This is a genomic window from Ruegeria sp. CG4 (assembly GCF_056537185.1).
This window is the reverse complement of sequence record NZ_JBQFRB010000004.1, coordinates 218,397-237,055: the sequence shown is the minus strand read 5'-3', so window position 1 is coordinate 237,055 and position 18,659 is coordinate 218,397. Positions and strand designations below refer to the sequence as shown.

The window sequence follows — 18,659 nt, the reverse complement described above, 5'->3', positions numbered from 1 at the left end:
CTCACATAGCGAGATAGCCGCCGTCGACCGGATAGATCGATCCGGTCACAAAACTGGCGTTTTCACTCAAAAGCCATTGCACAAGCGCACCAACTTCTTCGGGTTTCCCCCAGCGTTTCATTGGCGTACGCGCCATGATCCCCGCCGTTCGTTCAGGGTCTTCCCGAAGGCCCTGGGTCATCTCTGTCTCAATCCAACCCGGCGCGATGGCATTGACCCGGATACCGTCTTCGGCCCAGCGACCTGCGAGCGCCTTGGTCAACTGTGCCACGCCGCCCTTAGAAGCGGAATACGCCGGAACCAAAGGCCCACCAAAGGTACTGAGCATAGAGGCGGTGTTGACGATGGCCCCACTCGCTTCAGCCAACAATGGATGCGCGGCAAGACAGCAGCGCATGGTGCCTGTCAGATTCACATCGAGCACCTTGGCGAAGACGTCGATGTCATATTCTTCGCCACGCAAAAGAATACCTGCGCAGTTCACCAAGGCATCGAGACCCGTGAGTTCGCCGAATACATCATTGATGGACGCCTGGTCGGTGACATCCAAGAGCTGCACGTTGATCCCGTCCTGAGGCTCGAATGCATCCATTTCGGATTGGGAGGCGGATGCGGCAATGACGGACCAACCTGCGTCTGCCAACGTACGTGCAACACCCGCACCAATCCCTCGCGTACCGCCCGTTACAAGGACCTGTTTCATCCAAGTTCCTCCAATACACTGGTGAAGGCGCGCGCGCGCCTGCCGATATCATCCAATGTATAGCTCGGTTTGAATAGTGCAGAGCCCAGCCCATATCCATCTGCACCCGCGGCATGATACGACGCCATCGTATCCGGCGTTATGCCCCCTACCGCAGCGACGACTGCGTCTGCAGGCAATACGGCGCGCATGGCAGCAATGGCAGCTGGTGGCACCATTTCCGCCGGAAAGAATTTGAGGACCGATGCTCCGATATCCAACGCCGTAAAGGCCTCGGAGGGGGTCATGACACCCGGACACCAAAACAGATCACGGGCGACAGCCGCGCGCCCGACATCCGGGTTCATATTGGGCGACACGATGATCCGCCCGCCTGCATCAGCAACCGCCGCGACCTGATCCACAGTCAACACTGTGCCAGCGCCGACGATGGTCTGAGCGCCATGTTTCGCAACGATCTGCGTAATCGATTCCAGCGGGTCCGGTGAGTTGAGTGGCACTTCGATTATCCGAAACCCGGCATCGAAGAGTACATCAGACACCGGGCGCGCATTTTCTGGTGCCAGCCCCCGCAAAATCGCAATCAGCGGGTTCTCGGCAAGAGCTGCGGTGAGGTCAATCATCCAACCAACCCCGCAGCGCGAGCAATCAGAAAATGCCCTTTCGCAACGATATCGTCAGGCGCGCGACGGCTGTCGAAACCAGCAGTTCGAAGCGCTATTTCGTATCGGTCAGACAAATCACTTCGTCCAACAACAGTGATCGTGCCGAAGTCTTTTACTTCGCCGGTCGCGGCGGCAACCTCGGTCCCGATCAACAAGCCCGACAAGTAGTCGGCCGTAGCAACCTTTGGTATTTTGCCCATAAGAGGAAGCGTCCGGACATGAAACAGGCTGTGCAGCAGGTTCGACTCACCACTGAGGCCTGCCTTGACGCCCATCTCGAATGCGTCTTCGCTGAAAGCGTCCTCCTTCATCAAGGTGCCAAGGATTGTGTGTTCTTTCAGCGCCGAAAAGATCTCACCCGTCATGTAAGTCGAGAAATCCACGATCTTCCCGTCCGCAACCTGAACCCATTTGCTGTGCGTTCCCGGCATCACGAACATACCTTCGCTCAAGCCTAGCGAAGATGCCCCGATGATCTGGGTCTCCTCGCCGCGCATTACGTCGGGTCCTCCGGCATGTTCTGTCGAAGCACCTGTCACAAAATGAATACGCGCTCCGTTGGCCGCTTCGTGCGGGACCAACGCTCGCGCAAGACCGCCAGCACCCAGCGGCATCTCAGCATATTGCGTTTCTACCCAGCCATTGCGGCTGGTGATCATGCCAGATGCCAGGATCGGCAGGTTAGCCTTGGCGACCCAAGGGCCGATGAGACGATCAAGGACCGCCTCAAAGGTTTGTCCCGCAACCTGCATGATACCTTCAGGCGACGAGACCCCATCGATCACGTCGCCCTCCGCACCAATGAGAAATGCACGGAACGATGAAGTGCCCCAATCTACGCCGATCAGCGCTGGCTCAGATGCGACCGAATTCATTCAGCAGATCCTCAACGGTTTTGCCTTGGGCCACCCATTTACGGGTTTCCTCCTCACGGTCAGCTTGCTCTTGAGCAAGGCGCACGGTTTCTTCGGCAATATCCTGTGGAACCACAACGACGCCCATAAGATCAGCTACAATGAAATCTCCGGGGTTTACCACGACGCCCCCACAGGCGATTGGCACATTGATCGAAAGTTCTTCTTTACGTTCCGAGAACATCGTGTGCGTTCCGCGCGGCGTGATCGCGCGCGTCCAAATCGGCCAGTTGATATCTTCCAACTCATCTGTGTCACGCCCAGTGCCATCGACAATCATACCGCGAATGCCACGGTTCTTGGCCAGACCACCCATTAAACCGCCGCAGACTGAAGTTTGACGATCACCACCCGCGTCCACGACGATCACGTCCCCGGGTTGTCCCATTTCAAGCGCTCGCAATGGGTCGACCAGATCGCCTTTTGAAAGCTGAACCGTCACGGCCTGGCCTGTCACCTTGGCGCGGAAAGCGGGCTTGATGGCGCTGTCCATCACGCCTGTTCGGTACTGAACATCCGCAAAAATGGCAGCAGCAGAGTACGCCTCCAACACCTTGTCGAATTTTTTGAGAAGTTCCGGGTTTCTTTCAAAATCATTGAAAACCCTGAGGTCCGTGCTGACGTCTGGCATTCTAGTCTCCTGTTATGCGGTAGATACGGCCAATGCGTCGGCATTGACGGTATAGTCGGGGTTTTGCCCTGTCAGGACCTTGGCCACCTGAGTGGCCGCGGTGACCCGCGCTGCGTTTATGGATTCCTCGGAATAGTAGGCCGCATGTGGCGTTACGAGCACGTTGGGCAGTGTGAACAACGGGTTGTCATCAGGCGTCCAGTTGGCGCGCTTGGCCGGCTCTTCTTCGGGGTCGTCGAGCCCTGCAGCGGCCAGATGGCCTTCGGTCAGCGCCCGGAATAGGGCTTTGTTGTCGACCGTTGGTCCGCGTCCGGTGTTCACGAGTATCGCACCGGGTTTCATGACCGCGAATTCGGCATCCGACAAAAAGTGATGCGTGTTCGGCGTCATCGGCGCCTGCATCAGGATATAGTCGGACCTTGCCAGCAATTCGGGCTTGCTCACCAGCTCGACCCCAATCTTTGCCGCGACTTCTCTTGGCAAATACGGGTCGTAGGCGATGACCGTAACCCCGAAAGATTGCGCCCGCGCCACGATGGCTTGCCCGATTTTACCCAGCGAGACGACACCCATCGTCCGCCCGCGCAAACGGTAGACCGGCTGCCCGCTTTGCCATTTCCAGATCCCTGCATGAGTGGCCCGATCATAGTCAGGCAACTTGCGCGCCAGGGTCAGCCAAAGGGCAATCGCATGATCGGCGACCTCCTCGGTGCAATAGTTTTGCACATTGGTGACGAGGATACCTTTTTCCGTCGCCGTGCCGACATCCACGATATCCACGCCTACGCCATAGCGCGCGATGACCTCGCAGTTTCGCATCCGCGTGATCGTTTCTTTCCCGATCCGGGCATATTGGTTCATCATCGCTGCGCAATGCGGCGCGAGATCAAACAGGTCTTCCTGGCGCTTGGCCTGAAGCGCGATCACCTCGGCTCCTGCGGCTTCCAGGATTTCCGTCTCAACGGCAACATCACCAAAGTCGTAATCGGTTATCACAACCTTGGGTTTGTCCGTTCTGGGGGGAAAGTCGGCGCGATCAGTCATAAGCACCCGCCGAATAGGTCAATTCGTACGAGTGGCTGTAGAGCTCGAAGATGTTGCCAAACGGGTCTTCCATATAGACCATGCGATAAGGCTTTTCACCTGGGTAATACTTGCGCACTTGGCTCATGCGCTGGCGTCCGCCCAGGTCTTCGATAACCTTGATGCGACCTTCCAGATCCTCGTCCTGTACGCAGAAATGAAACAAGCCACGCCGCCAATATTCAAACGGGCGTTCTTCTTCGACGGTCTTCGGGAACTCAAACAATTCGATGCCAACACCGTCGCCCATTGACAAGTGCGCGATACGGAAGCTTCCCCAACCTTCCCCAAACACATCGTCGCACATCTGACCGATGGCGCTTTCGTCATGCAGGATTTCAGTTGGTTCCATCAGCACGTACAGGCCGAATGCCTTGGAATAAAACTCCACGGCTTTTTCCAGGTCGGGAACTGTGATGCCAATGTGAGAGAAAGTAAGAGCGGCCATAGCAGGCTCCTCCAGTTAGCAGTTAAAGAATATTGCGAACGATGCCGCCTTCGATCCGATGCGCAGAACCATTGGAGGCTGTGCTTGCAGAGATCGTGACGATCATGCGGGCGACTTCGTCTGGTTGGACAAAGCGTTGTATGAGCGATGTGGGCTCATCTGATTTGAAGTAATTGTCTACGATCGCGTCGAGCGGCTCACCCTTTTGATCGGCGAGGCCGTCAAAATAGGCTTCGACACCTTCGGTCCAGGTTGGGCCAGGCAGGATCGAGTTAACCCGGACTTTTGTCCCCTTTGTCAATTCTGCCATGCCACGTGTTAGACCTAACATGGCAGTTTTAGTGACAGAATAGTGCACCATCTGAGGTAGTGGTTTCACTGCCGCTTCGCTGGCCATGTTGATGATAGATCCCTTATCCCGGCCAAGCATGTCAGGCAGGAAAATTCGGCTCATCCGAACGGCGGACAGGACATTGATGTTGAAGTAATGCATCCAGTCGTCATCCGTGAGATCCTCAAACGGCTTAACCGAAAAGATGCCGACATTATTCACCAGAACGTCTACGGCACCGCGAGCTCGCGCAAAATCCGCCAGTGTTTCTGCATCTGAGGTCTTGGTTAGGTCGGCCGCAATGCCCTCAACGTCGCCCAAAGATGATAGGTCGTCGACGCAATCGGACACTTCCGCCTCGGTCAGGCCATGCACGATGACCCGCGCGCCCTCTTCCAGGTAGACCCGGGCAGTGGCTTTGCCGATGCCGGAACCTGAGCCAGTCACCAGAACCAGCTTATTTTTGAGCCCCAGATCCATCTCAGGCCTCCTTCTTAACGTTAGATGACTGCTGCGATGAAGGGCGACCGAACATTCGACCCATCAAGCCCGAAATTTCCGCGCGCCACATGTCTATGCCGACGGCCAACAGAATGATCAGGCCCAGCACGATGTTCTGAACCGAAGATGGCGCAGCGTTCAGGTTCAAACCATTCTGGACGATAACGATTGTCATCGCCCCCATCAGCGTGGCGAGGATGTTGCCGCGGCCGCCTGCAAGGCTGGCTCCGCCAACTACAGCAGCGGCAATGGCCTGCAGTTCCAGCGTCTGGCCATAGTTGGGTGAACCAGAGTTGAGGCGCGCTGACATCAGGATCGCACCAACCGCAGTCATGAAACCTGCGATGACAAATGTCGTCGTCTGAACTTTACGTACGTTGATGCCCGTCAGAACGGCAGCGGCTGGGTTGCCACCCACGGCATAGATCTCACGGCCGAGTTTCGTGAAGTTCATAGTGAACGCGGCAAGGACGTAGAAGAACACGAGGTAGAAGAAAGGCATCGGAACGCCGAACAGCTTGCCGTAAAATATTGGCTCCAGCGCCGGATCCAGCGAAAAGATCGGCGATCCATTGTTGAAGGTCAGCGCAAGGCCCCTGAAGGCAATCAACGCTGCCAATGTTGTGATGAAAGACGGGATACGCCCGTAGGCTGTTATCAGCCCAATGAACAGACCAAGCAATCCGCCCATGAGAAGAATGAGTGGCAATGCCAGTACCAGTGGAATGCCAACAAATTTCAGCATCTGCGCAAGGATCATGGTCAGCAACGCCACCATAGACCCGGAACTCAGATCGATGCCCGCAGCGAAGATCACGATAGTAGACCCGATTGCGATCAAGGCCACGATGCTTACCTGTAGGGACAGGTTTGAAAGGTTACCCGGGTTCAGGAAGCGTTCCGTCGTAAGTGCCACGATCAGTGCGACGATCACCATTGCTGCAAATGGTCCGATCAACTGGGTGTCAAAGATCCGCTTCATGCGAAAGCCTCCTTAGGCTTGGATTGAGGAGTGTCGGCGGATGCGCGCACAAGGTCGTCATGAGTAAGGTCGGATGCATCGACCGTGCGCACTATCGTTCCGTGCTGCACGACGGCAATTCGATCGCTCATCGCAAGCAACTCATCATGGTCTGAACTGATCAGAATGATCGATTTTCCCGCCCGCGTGAGCCTGTTAATCAGCTTGTAAACAGCGATCTTAGCGCCGATATCGATCCCTTGCGTCGGTTCATCAAGGATCAGGATGTCAGAAGCTGAGAACAGCCAACGTGCAATCACGATCTTCTGCTGATTACCACCAGACAAGAAGTTGACCGTCTTTTCCTCAGCCTGGGTCGAGATTTCCAAATCGCGGATCAGGTCATGGGTGGCTTGCTCTTCCGCCTTGAGATTCAACACGCCGAACCGACTAAGCCCGCCGAGGGAGGCTGCGGTTACGTTCCCGCTTGCGCGGAAATTGAAGAACAACCCGTCAAACTTTCGGTTCTCTGGAACAAGAGCCAAACCCGCACGGATCGCATCAATTTCCCGGCGAAAGCGAACCGGTTTGCCGTTCAGTGATATCTGCCCGGCGGTTAGCTCATCTGTCCCGAATAGGGCGCGGGCAATCTCTGTGCGGCCACTGCCCAATACACCACCCAAGCCCAGAACTTCACCCCGGTGCAACGAGAACGATACATCTTTCACGCCCGAATTGGTGCCCAGACCTGCCGCTTCCAGCACAACATCCTTGGTCGCGTTCTGCTCCTTGGGATAGTGCTCACCAATGTCCTCACCGACCATTGCGCTGACAATTTCAGAGACGTTGATCTTGGTCTCGCCACTTGCACGCACAACACAGCCGTTGCGCAGGATCGTCACTTCATCAACGATCCGTTCAACCTCATCCAGCCTGTGCGACACATAGAGAATAGCGGTTCCGCGTTCACGCATATTGCGCAGTAACTGGTGCAGGCGTTCAATTTCATCTTCACCCAATGCCGCCGTTGGCTCATCCAGGATGATCATGCGGGCGTCCATCGCGACGGCTTTCGCAATCTCGACCAGTTGTTGCTCGCCTACCGATAGCGAGCCGGTGATCGTTTCGGGAGAAACATCGACATCCATTTCCGCCAAAACGCGCGCGGCTTCGTTGTGGACCTTGGCCCAGTCGATCACGCCAAAGCGGGACCGAGGCATATTGCCAAGGAAGATGTTTTCGCCAACCGACAAGGTGGGCACGATAGAGAATTCCTGAAAAACTGTTGCGACGCCCAGTTCACGTGCCGCCTGCGGGTCGCTGATCGTGACCGGCTTGCCATTGTGCAGGATTTGACCGCTATCGGGTTGCTGCACGCCGGACAGTGTCTTGATCATAGTCGACTTGCCACAGCCGTTTTCACCCAGCAGCCCATGAATGGAACCGGGCATAAGCCGGATACTGACCTTGTCATTCGCCAGTACCCCAGGATAGGCCTTGGTGATATCGACAAACTCCCAAAGTGGCGTTGCGGGTGTCATTGCGATTGCCTCGACAAAAGTGAAACTCGGTCGGTTTGCGACCCGGCAGCACGCGCACGCGCCACCGGGAAGCGGGGAGAAAGCTCAGTACTCTTTGGACGGCTGCGGGAAGAGCTTTTCTGGCTCTTGCAGCACGTTGATCGCACCGTCTTTGTCTTCAATTGATGTGGGCGTTTCGATCCAGCCGCCGGGATAGGACCCGTTGAGCGCATCAATGGTTGCGTGCATAGCCGCCTTACCCATCAAAAACGGTGAGGTGTTGACGGTTGCCGTGATGTTGCCAGCCGCAATTTCTTCAAGGCCGGACGTGTCGCCATCGTTACCCAAAAGAACGATGTCATTGCGGCCAAGTGCCTTCGCAGCAAAGGATGCCCCGATGATCATGTAGTCGTTCGCCGCGAAGATCATGTCGAGATCGGGGTTCGACTGCAGGATGTCCATACCAGCAGTGTTGCCGCCCTCAACGTTCCATTTACCGTCGATAGACACCACAACGTCGAAGTTTTCGTTGCCCTCGATACCATCGAGGAAGCCACCCACACGCTCGGTTGAGTGATAGCCAGGCTGCCCTTCGATAATGCCGACCTTCAACGGTTTATCGCCATAAGTCTCAATGGCCCAGTCAGCGATAGCATGCGTGCCGTTGCGCTGAGAGTACCCGACAACGCCATGAATGGGTGTCGGGAAGTTCGGAATGTCCGAGTTGATCATCAGAACTGCCATGCCCTTGTCGACGGCCTGCTTCAGCAGTGGTGCCGCAGCAAATTCATCGTGTGTTCCAAAGATTATCGCATCCACGTCCTGCGTCAGCACATCCTGGATCATGCCCATTTGGCCGTTGATGTCCGCACCGGACTGGGGCGCAAGCATGAACACTTCGACCCCGGCCTCAGCAGCAACCGCTTTGATGCCTTCACCGATGGCGATGTAGTAGTTGAACTCGGTCGCCGGCGGCATATACGCGATCCGGAACGTTTCGTTCTTGGGTTCTATCGCATCGATCGGCGCTTGTGCCCCGTCCTCAAGTGGAACCGGCGCTGGATAATTTTCCGCCAGAGCGACCGTTGCCAGCGTGGCGAACCCTGCGGCAAGCGTAGTGGTCATTAGCGTTTTCAACATAGTTTTCTCCTCCAGAATTTCGTTGGTTATCCTTTGAATGGCGCGTCGATCACGCCACGAACGCCGGGTTTCACAGCATAGAGGCCGCCGGATTCCGGTTCTTTTGTTAAAGTTGCTTCGTCACTCATCAGCCTTGAGGTCGTGATGAACAGCGTGTCGAGATCAGGGCCACCAAAAGCGCAACAGGTGGGCTTCCAGACAGGCACCTCGATCACGCGATCTATCGTGCCGTCAGGTGCGACTCGAACAATGCGATGGCCTTCCCATTCGGCATTCCAGACACCCCCTTCGGCATCAACACAGGACCCATCAGGCAAGCCAGGTTCATCATTAAAAGAAGCGTGCTGCCGAGGGTTCGAAACGGTTCCACTGCTGGTGTCGTAATCAAATGCGACGATTTCCCGATCCGGGGTATCGGCGAAGAACATCGTCTCACCGTCGGACGTAAAGCAAGTCGAATTGGCGCAAGACACTCCTTCGATAATCGTCCGTACACTCAAATCCTTATCTACGCAGATGACCGACGAGTCGGCGTTACCAGAAACTTCATTCATGCCTCCGACAATCAATCGCCCCTGGCGATCGGTTCGCCCGTCGTTCAGCCGTGTTTCTGGGTTGTTCGGCTCGAATCGTGCCACGAGGGTTTGCTCGCTATTCGGCGAATCGAACAAGACAACTCGATCCGCATAAGCAACAATCAGACCGCCAGACGCGCGCGGCGCGAAGCAACACACGCGCTCCGGCATCTCATGAGAGGCGGTGTCTGACGTTGCAGGATCAAATGACCAAAGCGCACAGCCTTCAATATCGGTCCACCAGACAAGACCATCGGCGGGATTCCAGAAAATCCCTTCCCCGTGCTGGTTCTTACAATCGACGACCAACTCTGCGCGCACTTTTTGATCTCCCAAATACATTCTGATATCTGATATACCAGCTTGCCTAATCTGGTGTATCAGATATCTTGCATCTGGCAACACCTTTTTTTGGAGATATCCTCAGATGGCGCTTGAGAGACCCAAGTCTTTGCGTGAACTCGCACTGGAACATTTGCGGAATAGTATTATCGATGGCTCCCTGAAAATGGGTCAGGTTTTGTCGGAGCGAAAAATCTCCGAAGAGCTGGGCGTATCAAAATCGCCAGTACGCGAAGCACTCGCTCAATTACGTGACGAAGGGTTGGTCAGTATCGAGCCTCAAAAAGGCGCACGCGTTTTTTCGCTGTCTGAGCCGGAAGTGACTCAGATCTGCGATTTCAGACAGGCTATCGAAACTGCCGCCTTTGAACTTGCGTTGTTACGGAACCCGGAAGGTCTTGCCAGCGACATGCAGCGTGTCGTGAAGGACATGGAGAAGGAACGCAGGCGAGGTAATGAAAAGGGCTACCTTTCACTGGATACCACATTTCATCAGTTGATTTTTGAACATGCCGGTAACGATTATCTGACGGCCAGCTATACACGCTACATCGGTAAGATTGCCGCATTGCGAACCCATTTGGCGAAGCTGCCACAGCATACTGAGCTCTCCTTCGACGAGCATTCGAAAATCGCTATTGCCGTTAGCGAAGGTGACATGGCCAAAATCAAATCTCTTCTCACAGCGCATATTGACCGCACCAGACAAGCCTACAAAAGCGCCGCCATCGTCCTCGAAGGAGCGACCGCATCCTAGCAAAAACGTAGCTTCGTTGTGACGGGGGCGGGCCAGAACGGCGCCGCCCCTTTCTTTTGGGCACCTCACGGTCTTTTCTTTTTCAGTTGACATCTGAGATATCAGATGCCAATCAAAAGGCGGGAGGAAGCTTGTATGACGCCAGCAATGAAACCTGACTCACCGGGGCTACAGCCACTGATCCAGCTGGATCGGGTTGGCAAAAGCTTCGGCACGAACATTGTTTTGGATGGCGTCGACTTTGAATTGAGACCCGGCGAAGTTCACGCGCTATGCGGGGAAAACGGCGCCGGAAAATCCACCTGTCTCGGCCTGTTTTATGGACTTCACCAACCTTCTGCTGGGCGTATCCTGTGCGACGGCAAGGAACAGCGGGTCGAAAGCCCGTCGCATGCGCAATCCCTGGGCATCGGCTGTGTTTTCCAAGAGCTCAGCCTCGCTGGCGCGCTCTCTGTTGCAGAAAACATCTACGCGGGCCGCGTACCCACCCGGTTCGGCGTAGTTGACTGGCCCGAACTGCGCCGCCGAGCGGAGGCGTTGCTGGCGGAATTCGGTCTGGATATCGACGTCTCAACACCCGTGGAAAACTTGCCGATCAGCTCCCGCCAGATTGTTGAAATCGCCAAGGCTCTGTCGTTGAATTCCCGCGTCCTTTTGCTGGATGAACCGACATCGGCATTGGCACCCGACGAAGTAGACGCATTATTCGAAGTCCTAAAGTCCCTGACAAAGAAAGGGATTGGCATCGTCTATGTCAGCCACCATATGGCCGAGATTTTCCAGATCTCGGATCGCATTACCGTTTTGCGAGATGGGCGCCACATCAGCACTTTACCGGTTTCGGAAACTTCTCAGGAACAAGTCGTCGCCGAGATGATCGGCGGCGCTCACCCCGGTGATGTCACGCGGTCAGGTAAGGTTAACGGCGAAGAGGTTTTGCATGTCCAAGAATTAACCCATCCAGATGAATTCGAAGACATTTCTTTCTCCATTAAAGCCGGAGAGATTGTAGGGATGGCAGGGTTGATGGGCGCTCGCCGCAGCGAGATTGTTCGATCGATTGTCGGGTTGATGCATGGCGCGACCGGGGAGATCAGACTGCACGGCAAGCCTGTTAACTTTGCGTCCTTGCGGCAGGCGATGCGTGCTGGGGTCGGGTTTGTTCCCGAGGAGCGCAAGACTGAAGGCCTCTTTCTGGAACAATCACTCAGCGACAACCTGATCGCGGCCAGTCTTTCCGATCATGCGTCTGCTGGGTTCATGCGTTCGGGCTCGATCAAAGCAGCCAGCCAAACAGCCATTGACGCATTCAGTGTCAAAACCAGCGGGATTAACGAACTTGTTGGTGATCTCTCAGGGGGCAATCAGCAAAAGATTATGTTGGCCAAGTGGCTCAAACGCGCGCCAGCTCTTCTGATCATTGAGGAGCCCACAAAAGGGGTCGATGTCGGAGCCAAATTCCAAATCCACACGGAACTTTTGCGTCGAGCAGCCGAGGGAATGGCCATCCTCGTCGTGTCATCCGATTTTCCCGAACTGGTCTCTCTCTCGACCCGCATCCTTGTCGTCCACGACGGTCACCTCATGGGAGACATCGCAGCCGCTGAGGCAACCGAAACCACGCTTCTTCAAATGGCCGCTGGAAATTCCGTTCCAATTGTGGACGCACCCCAAACCAATCAATCAGGAGTCGCGACGTGACCATGACCGCTCAAGCCAACTTGCCCATGAAGCGTCCGCTGCTGCGCCGTGTTCTACAAGCTTTTGTCGATATTCGTGAACTGACGCTGATCGTTCTGATCGCCGCCATCATCATCGTGATGTCCAACGTTAATCCCTATTTCCTCAGCTTCTCGAACTTTCGAGCCGTGGCCGTGGGCATGGCCCCCACCGCGATCATCGTGATCGGTATGGCGATCCTACTTGCATCCGGCGGGTTCGATCTTTCCGTTGGATCGGTTATGGCTTTGTCTTCTACCGTCGTAGCCATGCTGCTTTTGACTGGCATGCCAATTCCGCTCGCTGTGGTATGCGGATTAGTGTTGGGTGGAATTGTCGGGGTAGTGAACGGTTTGCTCGTGACCGGCCTCGGGATCAATCCGCTTATCGCGACCCTCGGCACGATGTCGATCGCGCGAGGCATCGCTCTTGTCCTGACCGAAGGTTTTTCTGTCTCAAGCCTGCCGGCATCATTTGCCTGGATCGGCAAAGCTGACATAGGCGGCTTTCCGGTAATCGTCTTGTTCACCATTCTGCTCGTCGTTCTGTTTGACCTGGCCGTCCGCCATACGCGCTTTTTCCGTCAGGTCTATTTCATCGGCGCCAATGAAAAGGCCGCGATGTTGTCAGGCATCCATGTCACACGCGTACGTATCATTCTGTACGCACTGACCGGTATTCTGGCTGCTTTGGCGGGTGTTTTGCTGGCCTCCCGCCTGATGAGCGGCACGCCCACGGCAGGAAACGGTATCGAACTTCAGGTTCTGGCAGCGGCTGTCATCGGTGGCGCATCTCTACGCGGCGGCGAAGGTACTATTCTTGGTGCTTTCCTCGGCGTCGTTTTCGTTGCGTTGATCAACAACACTATGACGATGCTGGCTGTATCGATCTACTGGCAGATGATCGTCATCGGCGGTGTACTCGTTACAGCGGTCGCCTTGGACATGCTGATCCGAAGCAAACGGGGCTAATCCCGAAGCTTTCCAAAACTCAACAACAACCAAAGATCCAAAACAGGGAGACTACGATGACTGAATTGAACGTGAATCGGCGCAGGCTGCTGACAGCGGGCACCACCGCTGGATTGGCCGCAGCGTTCGGACTGCCCATGCTGTCCAAAGAAGCCATGGCGCAAGCGGCCGGCAAGGAGTATGTGTTCCTGTCCATCGTCACGCAGGTGCCGTTCTGGGTGGACTATCGAAATGCAATGGAAGACCTTGAGGAACTGATGGGCATCAAGGCCACATTCACGGGCCCCTTGGATTTCGACACGGCCGCACAAGCACGCCAATTGGATGAACTGATCGCAAGACGTCCCGCAGGCATCCTTATCTTCCCCGGTGATCCGGCCACTCTGGCCCCCGGCGTCGAACGTGCGGTCGAGGCGGGCATTCCGGTCACATGTTGTATTGGCGATATTCCCGACAGCCCCCGGTCCACATTCCTTGGTATCAATGGCGTTCAGGCAGGACGTGTCGGCGGCGAAATGCTCGCGCAAGCGATTGGCGGGAAAGGCAAGGTTATCCTCGGCACTTTCCCTGCCCCCTCCACATTGGAGCGGGTCGAGGGGTACAAACAAATCTTTGCTGAGAAATACCCGGATATCGAAGTGGTCGACGTCGTCAACGATAAGGCCGACCCTTCCTATGCGCCGACAGCCTACCTTCAGGCAATTCAGGCGAACCCGGATATTGTTGGAATTGGCGGCACGGACGGCGACAGCGGCAAAGGCGCTGCAATTGCCGTCAATGAGGCGGGACGCAAGGACATTAAGATCGTCGCGATGGACCGAAATGATGATATGCTTCCCTATATCGAAGACGGCACAATTCACGGCGCTGTGGCACAGAAATCCTATCTTGAGATCTTTCTAGCCTTCCACATGATGCATTGGCAGAACACAGACGCGCTGAAGGTCTTGCCCGATTGGAAGGCGGCTGGCATCAACCCTTTGCCGGAGCGCGTTGAGACCGGGGTTATGCCGATTACGGCCGAAAACGTCGTCCAGTTCAAACACACCTAAGCGATTGTCCCGGCGCATTCGATCGCGCCGGGAACCCGATAGGAGGGGGTACATGTCGGACAGATGGAGCGTTCTTCACCTGCAGCAAAACGATCTGCAACTGACACTCCTGCCCGGCATCGGGGGCCGCCTATGGGATATAAACTTCCAAGGTCGCTCCCTCCTATTTCAGAACGCAGATCTCGACGGTTTGGATGTCGATGACACACGGCTTACTGATCTGCCCACACGCTCTCCACAATTTGGTTTTCCGCTCTGGGGCGGAGAGAAGACGTGGATCGCCCCAGATGCATCCTGGGTAAACGGCGCTCCGTTTCCCGTGTTGGACAGCGGCTCTTACCAGATCACTTCAAGAAGCAGCACTCGTATCGACATGACCAGCGCAGTATGCCCGACCTCGCACTTGTCAGTGTCGCGCCGCATCACGCTGACCTCGGCGGAAAGCTGGGAAATAGAACACATCGTGGTCAACCATGGGACCTCCTCTCGCCTCACCGGCATTTGGTCAGTCATGATGCTTAACACCACTGCCAAGATCGGTGTCGAGTTGGAAGACCCCGCGTTTTATCCTGTTTTTGGCTCTTCCGAAGGGATGATAGCTACGCACGGCAAAAGCATTGTCGTGGATTGCAACAGACAGCAGGAATTCAAGGTCGGGCTACCGAACCCCAACGGTCGTACATTGATACGGTGCGGCGCCGATGCCCCGTTGCTAATGTGCTCGGTACCAGAACCTCAAAAGGGCGATCAATTTGCACACGACTATCCGTTTGAGGTCTTTAATTCAGCCGATTACGCCTATTGCGAAGCGGAGTGGCACTCCCCGGCACGCAAGCTTGCACCAAATGAAACGCTGAGTTTTCGGCAGACGTTCCGCGTCTTGACGGATGAAGATGCAACCCAAATGCGATTGGGGCTCACAAACAACAAGGAGTTCCTGTCATGCATGTCCTGATTACAGGCGCTGGTGGGCATCTCGGCCGCAAACTTTTTGACGCGCTAGAAAGCGACCCCGACTACACCGTTTCTGGCATCGACATTCGCCCCGTTGATCATCCCGACATTCACGCCGCAGACCTGTCCGACGACAGCAGTTGGGTCAGTTTGCTAAAGGGAGTGGACGTTATCGTGCATCTAGCTGGTGACCGAGAGCCCTCCGCCACTTGGGCCTCCGCGATCAAACACAATATGGATGCAACGCTTTCTCTCTATCACCATGCGGCAGCCATGGGCGTCAGCCGCGTGGTTCTTGCCAGCTCCAACTGGGTTCACGGCGACAAAAGGTTCACGCATGAGGTGCTCAACAGCGCGACACCACCAGGGCCAGTAAACGCCTACGGCATGTCAAAGTTATTCTGTGAACGGACAGGGGCCTATTTCGCCGAGCATCACGGACTGTCGGTCATCTGCTTGCGCATCGGCTGGACGCAATGGACTCACGGCAACCAACCCGGCACACACATGGCGATGGGCCGGTGGGGTCAGGAAATGTGGTTGAGTGATCGGGACTTTCTAGGAGGAATGCGCGCCGCAATAGATGCCAAGGATATTTCCTTCGCAGCCCTGAACCTAATGTCAGATAACCCAGGTATGCGCTGGGATATCACCGAAACGCGGCAAGCGATTGGCTACTCTCCAAAGAACGGAAGCCCCGCGAAAACAACAGTGGGCATTGTCTTAAGATCCACGCTGAAACGGCTGTTTACAGACCGACTCCCCAGCTACGTCACGACACGTTTTCCAGATTGGTAAAGTACAAGGTCCGGGCACTGTTGTTGCGTTGTGCAATCATTTTCAGAAACCTCGCATCGAAGTAAGCGCTGAAAAGGTCAGCGTTGTCCGCTTTGCATTCGACGGAGAGCGACAGAACGAGCGCCAGATATCGCAGCCGTTGGATGATTGATAGCACGGTAACGAACCGCGAACGTCGCTGTATGGGTATAATGAGAAGCGATCTCTGGTTGAGTGGTCAACTGCCCTGCGGACGAGACGAACCAGCACTTCAATCCGCCAGATAGCAGCCGTTGATACTGTGCACGGAAAAAGAAAACATCGCACTCGGCTGGGCCGCTATTGCACGCTCGTTCGAGAAGTAGCCCTATAAACTGCTTTTGCCTTCTTCTCGACATAAGCAAGATGACATTTCGAAAGTCCGCATTGGGCTCATAGCCGACGTACGCTGCTATCTGAAGCAATGACCGTTTGGAGCAATCTGCTGCACTTTCCAAAGTCTGCTTTCCGCGCATCTCTGCCGTTCGTGGCCAGCGCAGCAATTGCCCCTACTCCAGCACCTCATTTCCGTCGCGAGCAGCCGCACGCCTTTCGGCTAGACGTTTGGCCATGTTGTACTCGTCACTGCCGCGTTCGAAGCGGCTTTCATAGAAGTCGAGCACCATTGCGTTTTCCTTGGCGGTCAGCAAACCACCAGTAGAAAGCCCTTCAATAATGCTGCGACGTTGCTGGTCCGACATTTTCCCATAGTAGATTTCCGTGATTTTTTCGTTCGTATGGCCGAGGTTTAGGGACCAGGCTTTGCGGTCTTTGGGAGAGGTGCAGAGCTCATCCCCAAGTGCCTTGAGTGTATCACGAACGGAGTGCGGTGTGCATTTGCGTCCGATCTGGGAGGTGGCGAGATCAAAGGCACAACTCACGGCTGAGGAGGATTTCATAGGGGGTACGGGGCTGATCTCTGGACCTCGTTGTTTCAGATGTGCAAGCTCAGGGAAGATAGCGTCGTCTTGGGTGAAGCCCAGTACAAATAACTCCGAAAGCCAGGATACAAGGACCTCTTGGAAGGCTTCAGTACGCGGGAAGAAAACACTGCGAAAGCTCTTCCCATTCTTCGCGCGCATTTCTAAGGCGTCCTGAACCAGCTCCCCTTTACAAAGGTCAATATGTTTCAGTCTCAGGGTAGTGAGCGCTGCGGCGCGTAACCCACTGGCATAAGCACAAGCCACCATGGCGCGATCACGGCGCTCCGCAATCGTGCGATCTGGCATCTTCTCCAACATCTTTTCCGCCTGCTCGATCGTCAGATAGTCGCGATCATCGCGTGGCAGGGTTTTGGCGTGTACCGCCTTCGGAAGCGCTAGATAGAGCAGAATGTTTTGGTTCAAACGCTTGTAGCCGTCCTGAAGCCGGAGCCATTCGAAGAACTGGCGAACCTGCGAAGCGTGGTGCCGGATGGTGGAATTGCCCAAACCTCCATGCGCTTTGGGCGTTTGGCCAAGATTGACCAAATGATCACGAAAGGCTGCGGCGTCTTTCGGCGTGACCTTGTCGAAGGCTTTGCCTCCTAGGTAAACCTCCAGCATGCGGATGCTGCGCAAATGGGCGCGCTTGGTCGAAGTCTCAAAGCGCCCAGCATAGATTTGCCACTCATGCACGATCCGATCGTTTGTCGGGTACCAAACCGTCTCGCGAAAGTCGGGTTTATTCCCGGTATCAGCTGGGATCTCGCAATTACTTTCGTCTATTAGAGCCAGGCTGGTACCCGTCTTTTGGCATTTTTTTATGCTGTCGTATTCTGACGCTTTCAGTAACTTTGTTACCTGGGCGTCGCAGGTAGCGCAGACGCCCGTTGCCATGTACCGAAAACTGGAGGTAGTCATCAGCGAGATCGACTGAGGAGCGGGATAGCCTGCACTGCCGCAGCTCAAACAATTGAACTCACCCTGCTTCAGTTTAGCCAGCGGTTTGCGCTTCTGGCCATTGTGGTAGCGTTGCAGCTCAGCCCCACGAAAAACAAAAGGGCGCAGATCGTCTGATTTCCGCAGGCCGGATTTCATCCAGTCGGTGATGGCATTGCGGCGAACATTGTAGAGTTTGCATAGTTCATCTACCGAATAGACTTGATCTTGGCAGACCTTTACCTTGTAGTGGGCCCGCGTCATATTTCGCGCCCTGACTTGCGACTTATCTTTTTGGTTTGGCGTGATGCTTCAGCCAGTTTTTTCTCAAATGCGAGCAGGCTGGATAGGCGCCAGCGACTGCTGTTTGGAGGCAGCTTGATCGGTGCGGGTAGAACACCAAGCTCCACGCGTTTCCAAACTGTTTGGCGAGCGATACCGAAGCGTTTGGCCACTTCAACGTCTTTGAGATAACGTTCGTCTTCGCCGAGGTTTTCAGCTTCTATCGCCTCCAATGCAGCAACCTGCACTGACGTCAGAGCGGGCGGATTGGAGTGAAGCTGAACTTGAGCCGGAACCCCGCCTTGATTGGTGTCAGACACAGGCGATTGCGAAACGGCAGTAGAGGGATCTGCGAACAGATCCCCCATTGCAGAATTGTAGCTGAATTTAGCCATCGGCACCCCCATTCCGAGATGCCCAGTTATGGGAAAGAGA

At 55.3% G+C, this 18,659-nt stretch carries 19 protein-coding genes; 6 read left to right on the top strand and 13 right to left on the bottom strand.

Features of this window, described 5'->3' with window-relative positions:
• Position 1 precedes the first annotated feature (1 nt).
• The 11 genes from ACR0J2_RS13405 to ACR0J2_RS13355 all read right to left on the bottom strand — a co-directional run bounded on the left by ACR0J2_RS13405 (position 2) and on the right by ACR0J2_RS13355 (position 9,793).
• The gene (locus tag ACR0J2_RS13405; RefSeq protein ID WP_480812871.1) at positions 2–703 is read right to left on the bottom strand and encodes an SDR family NAD(P)-dependent oxidoreductase; all 702 of its coding nucleotides are present in this window, start codon (positions 701–703) and stop codon (positions 2–4) included.
• Positions 700–1,326, bottom strand: a complete 627-nt coding sequence (locus tag ACR0J2_RS13400) for a 2-dehydro-3-deoxy-6-phosphogalactonate aldolase (RefSeq protein WP_480812870.1) — start codon at positions 1,324–1,326, stop codon at positions 700–702. Before ACR0J2_RS13400 ends, ACR0J2_RS13405 begins: the two co-directional genes overlap by 4 nt.
• Complete coding sequence (locus tag ACR0J2_RS13395) at positions 1,323–2,243, bottom strand: 2-dehydro-3-deoxygalactonokinase (protein ID WP_480812869.1); 921 nt, start codon at positions 2,241–2,243, stop codon at positions 1,323–1,325. Before ACR0J2_RS13395 ends, ACR0J2_RS13400 begins: the two co-directional genes overlap by 4 nt.
• Positions 2,224–2,913 carry an RraA family protein gene (locus tag ACR0J2_RS13390; protein ID WP_010437256.1) on the bottom strand — a complete coding sequence of 230 codons (690 nt, stop codon included), beginning with the start codon at positions 2,911–2,913 and terminating at the stop codon, positions 2,224–2,226. The genes ACR0J2_RS13395 and ACR0J2_RS13390 overlap by 20 nt, the downstream gene beginning before the upstream one ends.
• Positions 2,914–2,925: 12 nt before the next feature.
• Positions 2,926–3,957: a C-terminal binding protein gene (locus tag ACR0J2_RS13385; protein ID WP_480812868.1), complete on the bottom strand. Its 1,032-nt coding sequence runs from the start codon at positions 3,955–3,957 to the stop codon at positions 2,926–2,928.
• The gene (locus tag ACR0J2_RS13380) at positions 3,950–4,444 is read right to left on the bottom strand and encodes a lactoylglutathione lyase family protein (protein ID WP_108861949.1); all 495 of its coding nucleotides are present in this window, start codon (positions 4,442–4,444) and stop codon (positions 3,950–3,952) included. Before ACR0J2_RS13380 ends, ACR0J2_RS13385 begins: the two co-directional genes overlap by 8 nt.
• A 22-nt stretch (positions 4,445–4,466) precedes the next feature.
• Positions 4,467–5,255, bottom strand: coding sequence for an SDR family NAD(P)-dependent oxidoreductase (locus tag ACR0J2_RS13375; RefSeq protein WP_480812867.1), 789 nt, complete (start codon positions 5,253–5,255; stop codon positions 4,467–4,469).
• A gap of 1 nt (position 5,256) precedes the next feature.
• A complete protein-coding gene (locus ACR0J2_RS13370) occupies positions 5,257–6,258 on the bottom strand; it encodes an ABC transporter permease (RefSeq protein ID WP_050606102.1) in 1,002 nt (333 codons plus the stop codon).
• On the bottom strand, positions 6,255–7,778 hold the full coding sequence (locus tag ACR0J2_RS13365) for a sugar ABC transporter ATP-binding protein (protein ID WP_117868124.1): 1,524 nt from the start codon (positions 7,776–7,778) through the stop codon (positions 6,255–6,257). Before ACR0J2_RS13365 ends, ACR0J2_RS13370 begins: the two co-directional genes overlap by 4 nt.
• Positions 7,779–7,862: 84 nt before the next feature.
• Positions 7,863–8,897 (bottom strand): sugar ABC transporter substrate-binding protein, encoded by a 1,035-nt coding sequence (locus tag ACR0J2_RS13360; protein ID WP_117868122.1) that lies wholly within the window; start codon positions 8,895–8,897, stop codon positions 7,863–7,865.
• Between the two features lie 26 nt (positions 8,898–8,923).
• Positions 8,924–9,793 (bottom strand): SMP-30/gluconolactonase/LRE family protein, encoded by an 870-nt coding sequence (locus tag ACR0J2_RS13355; RefSeq protein WP_480812866.1) that lies wholly within the window; start codon positions 9,791–9,793, stop codon positions 8,924–8,926.
• A gap of 106 nt (positions 9,794–9,899) precedes the next feature.
• Between ACR0J2_RS13355 and ACR0J2_RS13350 the strand changes: the two genes are divergently transcribed.
• From ACR0J2_RS13350 to ACR0J2_RS13325, 6 genes are all read left to right on the top strand, one after another.
• A complete protein-coding gene (locus ACR0J2_RS13350; protein ID WP_480812865.1) occupies positions 9,900–10,571 on the top strand; it encodes a GntR family transcriptional regulator in 672 nt (223 codons plus the stop codon).
• A 105-nt stretch (positions 10,572–10,676) separates the two neighbouring features.
• A complete protein-coding gene (locus ACR0J2_RS13345; RefSeq protein ID WP_480812864.1) occupies positions 10,677–12,272 on the top strand; it encodes a sugar ABC transporter ATP-binding protein in 1,596 nt (531 codons plus the stop codon).
• Positions 12,273–12,274: 2 nt separating this feature from the next.
• Positions 12,275–13,261, top strand: a complete 987-nt coding sequence (locus ACR0J2_RS13340; protein ID WP_174818509.1) for an ABC transporter permease — start codon at positions 12,275–12,277, stop codon at positions 13,259–13,261.
• Between the two features lie 56 nt (positions 13,262–13,317).
• The gene (locus tag ACR0J2_RS13335; RefSeq protein ID WP_010437236.1) at positions 13,318–14,313 is read left to right on the top strand and encodes a substrate-binding domain-containing protein; all 996 of its coding nucleotides are present in this window, start codon (positions 13,318–13,320) and stop codon (positions 14,311–14,313) included.
• Between the two features lie 52 nt (positions 14,314–14,365).
• The gene (locus ACR0J2_RS13330) at positions 14,366–15,268 is read left to right on the top strand and encodes a hypothetical protein (protein WP_480812863.1); all 903 of its coding nucleotides are present in this window, start codon (positions 14,366–14,368) and stop codon (positions 15,266–15,268) included.
• Positions 15,256–16,065, top strand: a complete 810-nt coding sequence (locus ACR0J2_RS13325) for an NAD-dependent epimerase/dehydratase family protein (protein ID WP_480812862.1) — start codon at positions 15,256–15,258, stop codon at positions 16,063–16,065. The genes ACR0J2_RS13330 and ACR0J2_RS13325 overlap by 13 nt, the downstream gene beginning before the upstream one ends.
• Positions 16,066–16,592: 527 nt before the next feature.
• On the opposite strand, the gene ACR0J2_RS13320 is transcribed toward ACR0J2_RS13325, so the two are convergent.
• Positions 16,593–18,206 (bottom strand): tyrosine-type recombinase/integrase, encoded by a 1,614-nt coding sequence (locus ACR0J2_RS13320; RefSeq protein ID WP_480812861.1) that lies wholly within the window; start codon positions 18,204–18,206, stop codon positions 16,593–16,595.
• Complete coding sequence (locus ACR0J2_RS13315) at positions 18,203–18,619, bottom strand: helix-turn-helix transcriptional regulator (RefSeq protein WP_480812860.1); 417 nt, start codon at positions 18,617–18,619, stop codon at positions 18,203–18,205. The genes ACR0J2_RS13320 and ACR0J2_RS13315 overlap by 4 nt, the downstream gene beginning before the upstream one ends.
• Between the last annotated feature and the right edge of the window lie 40 nt (positions 18,620–18,659).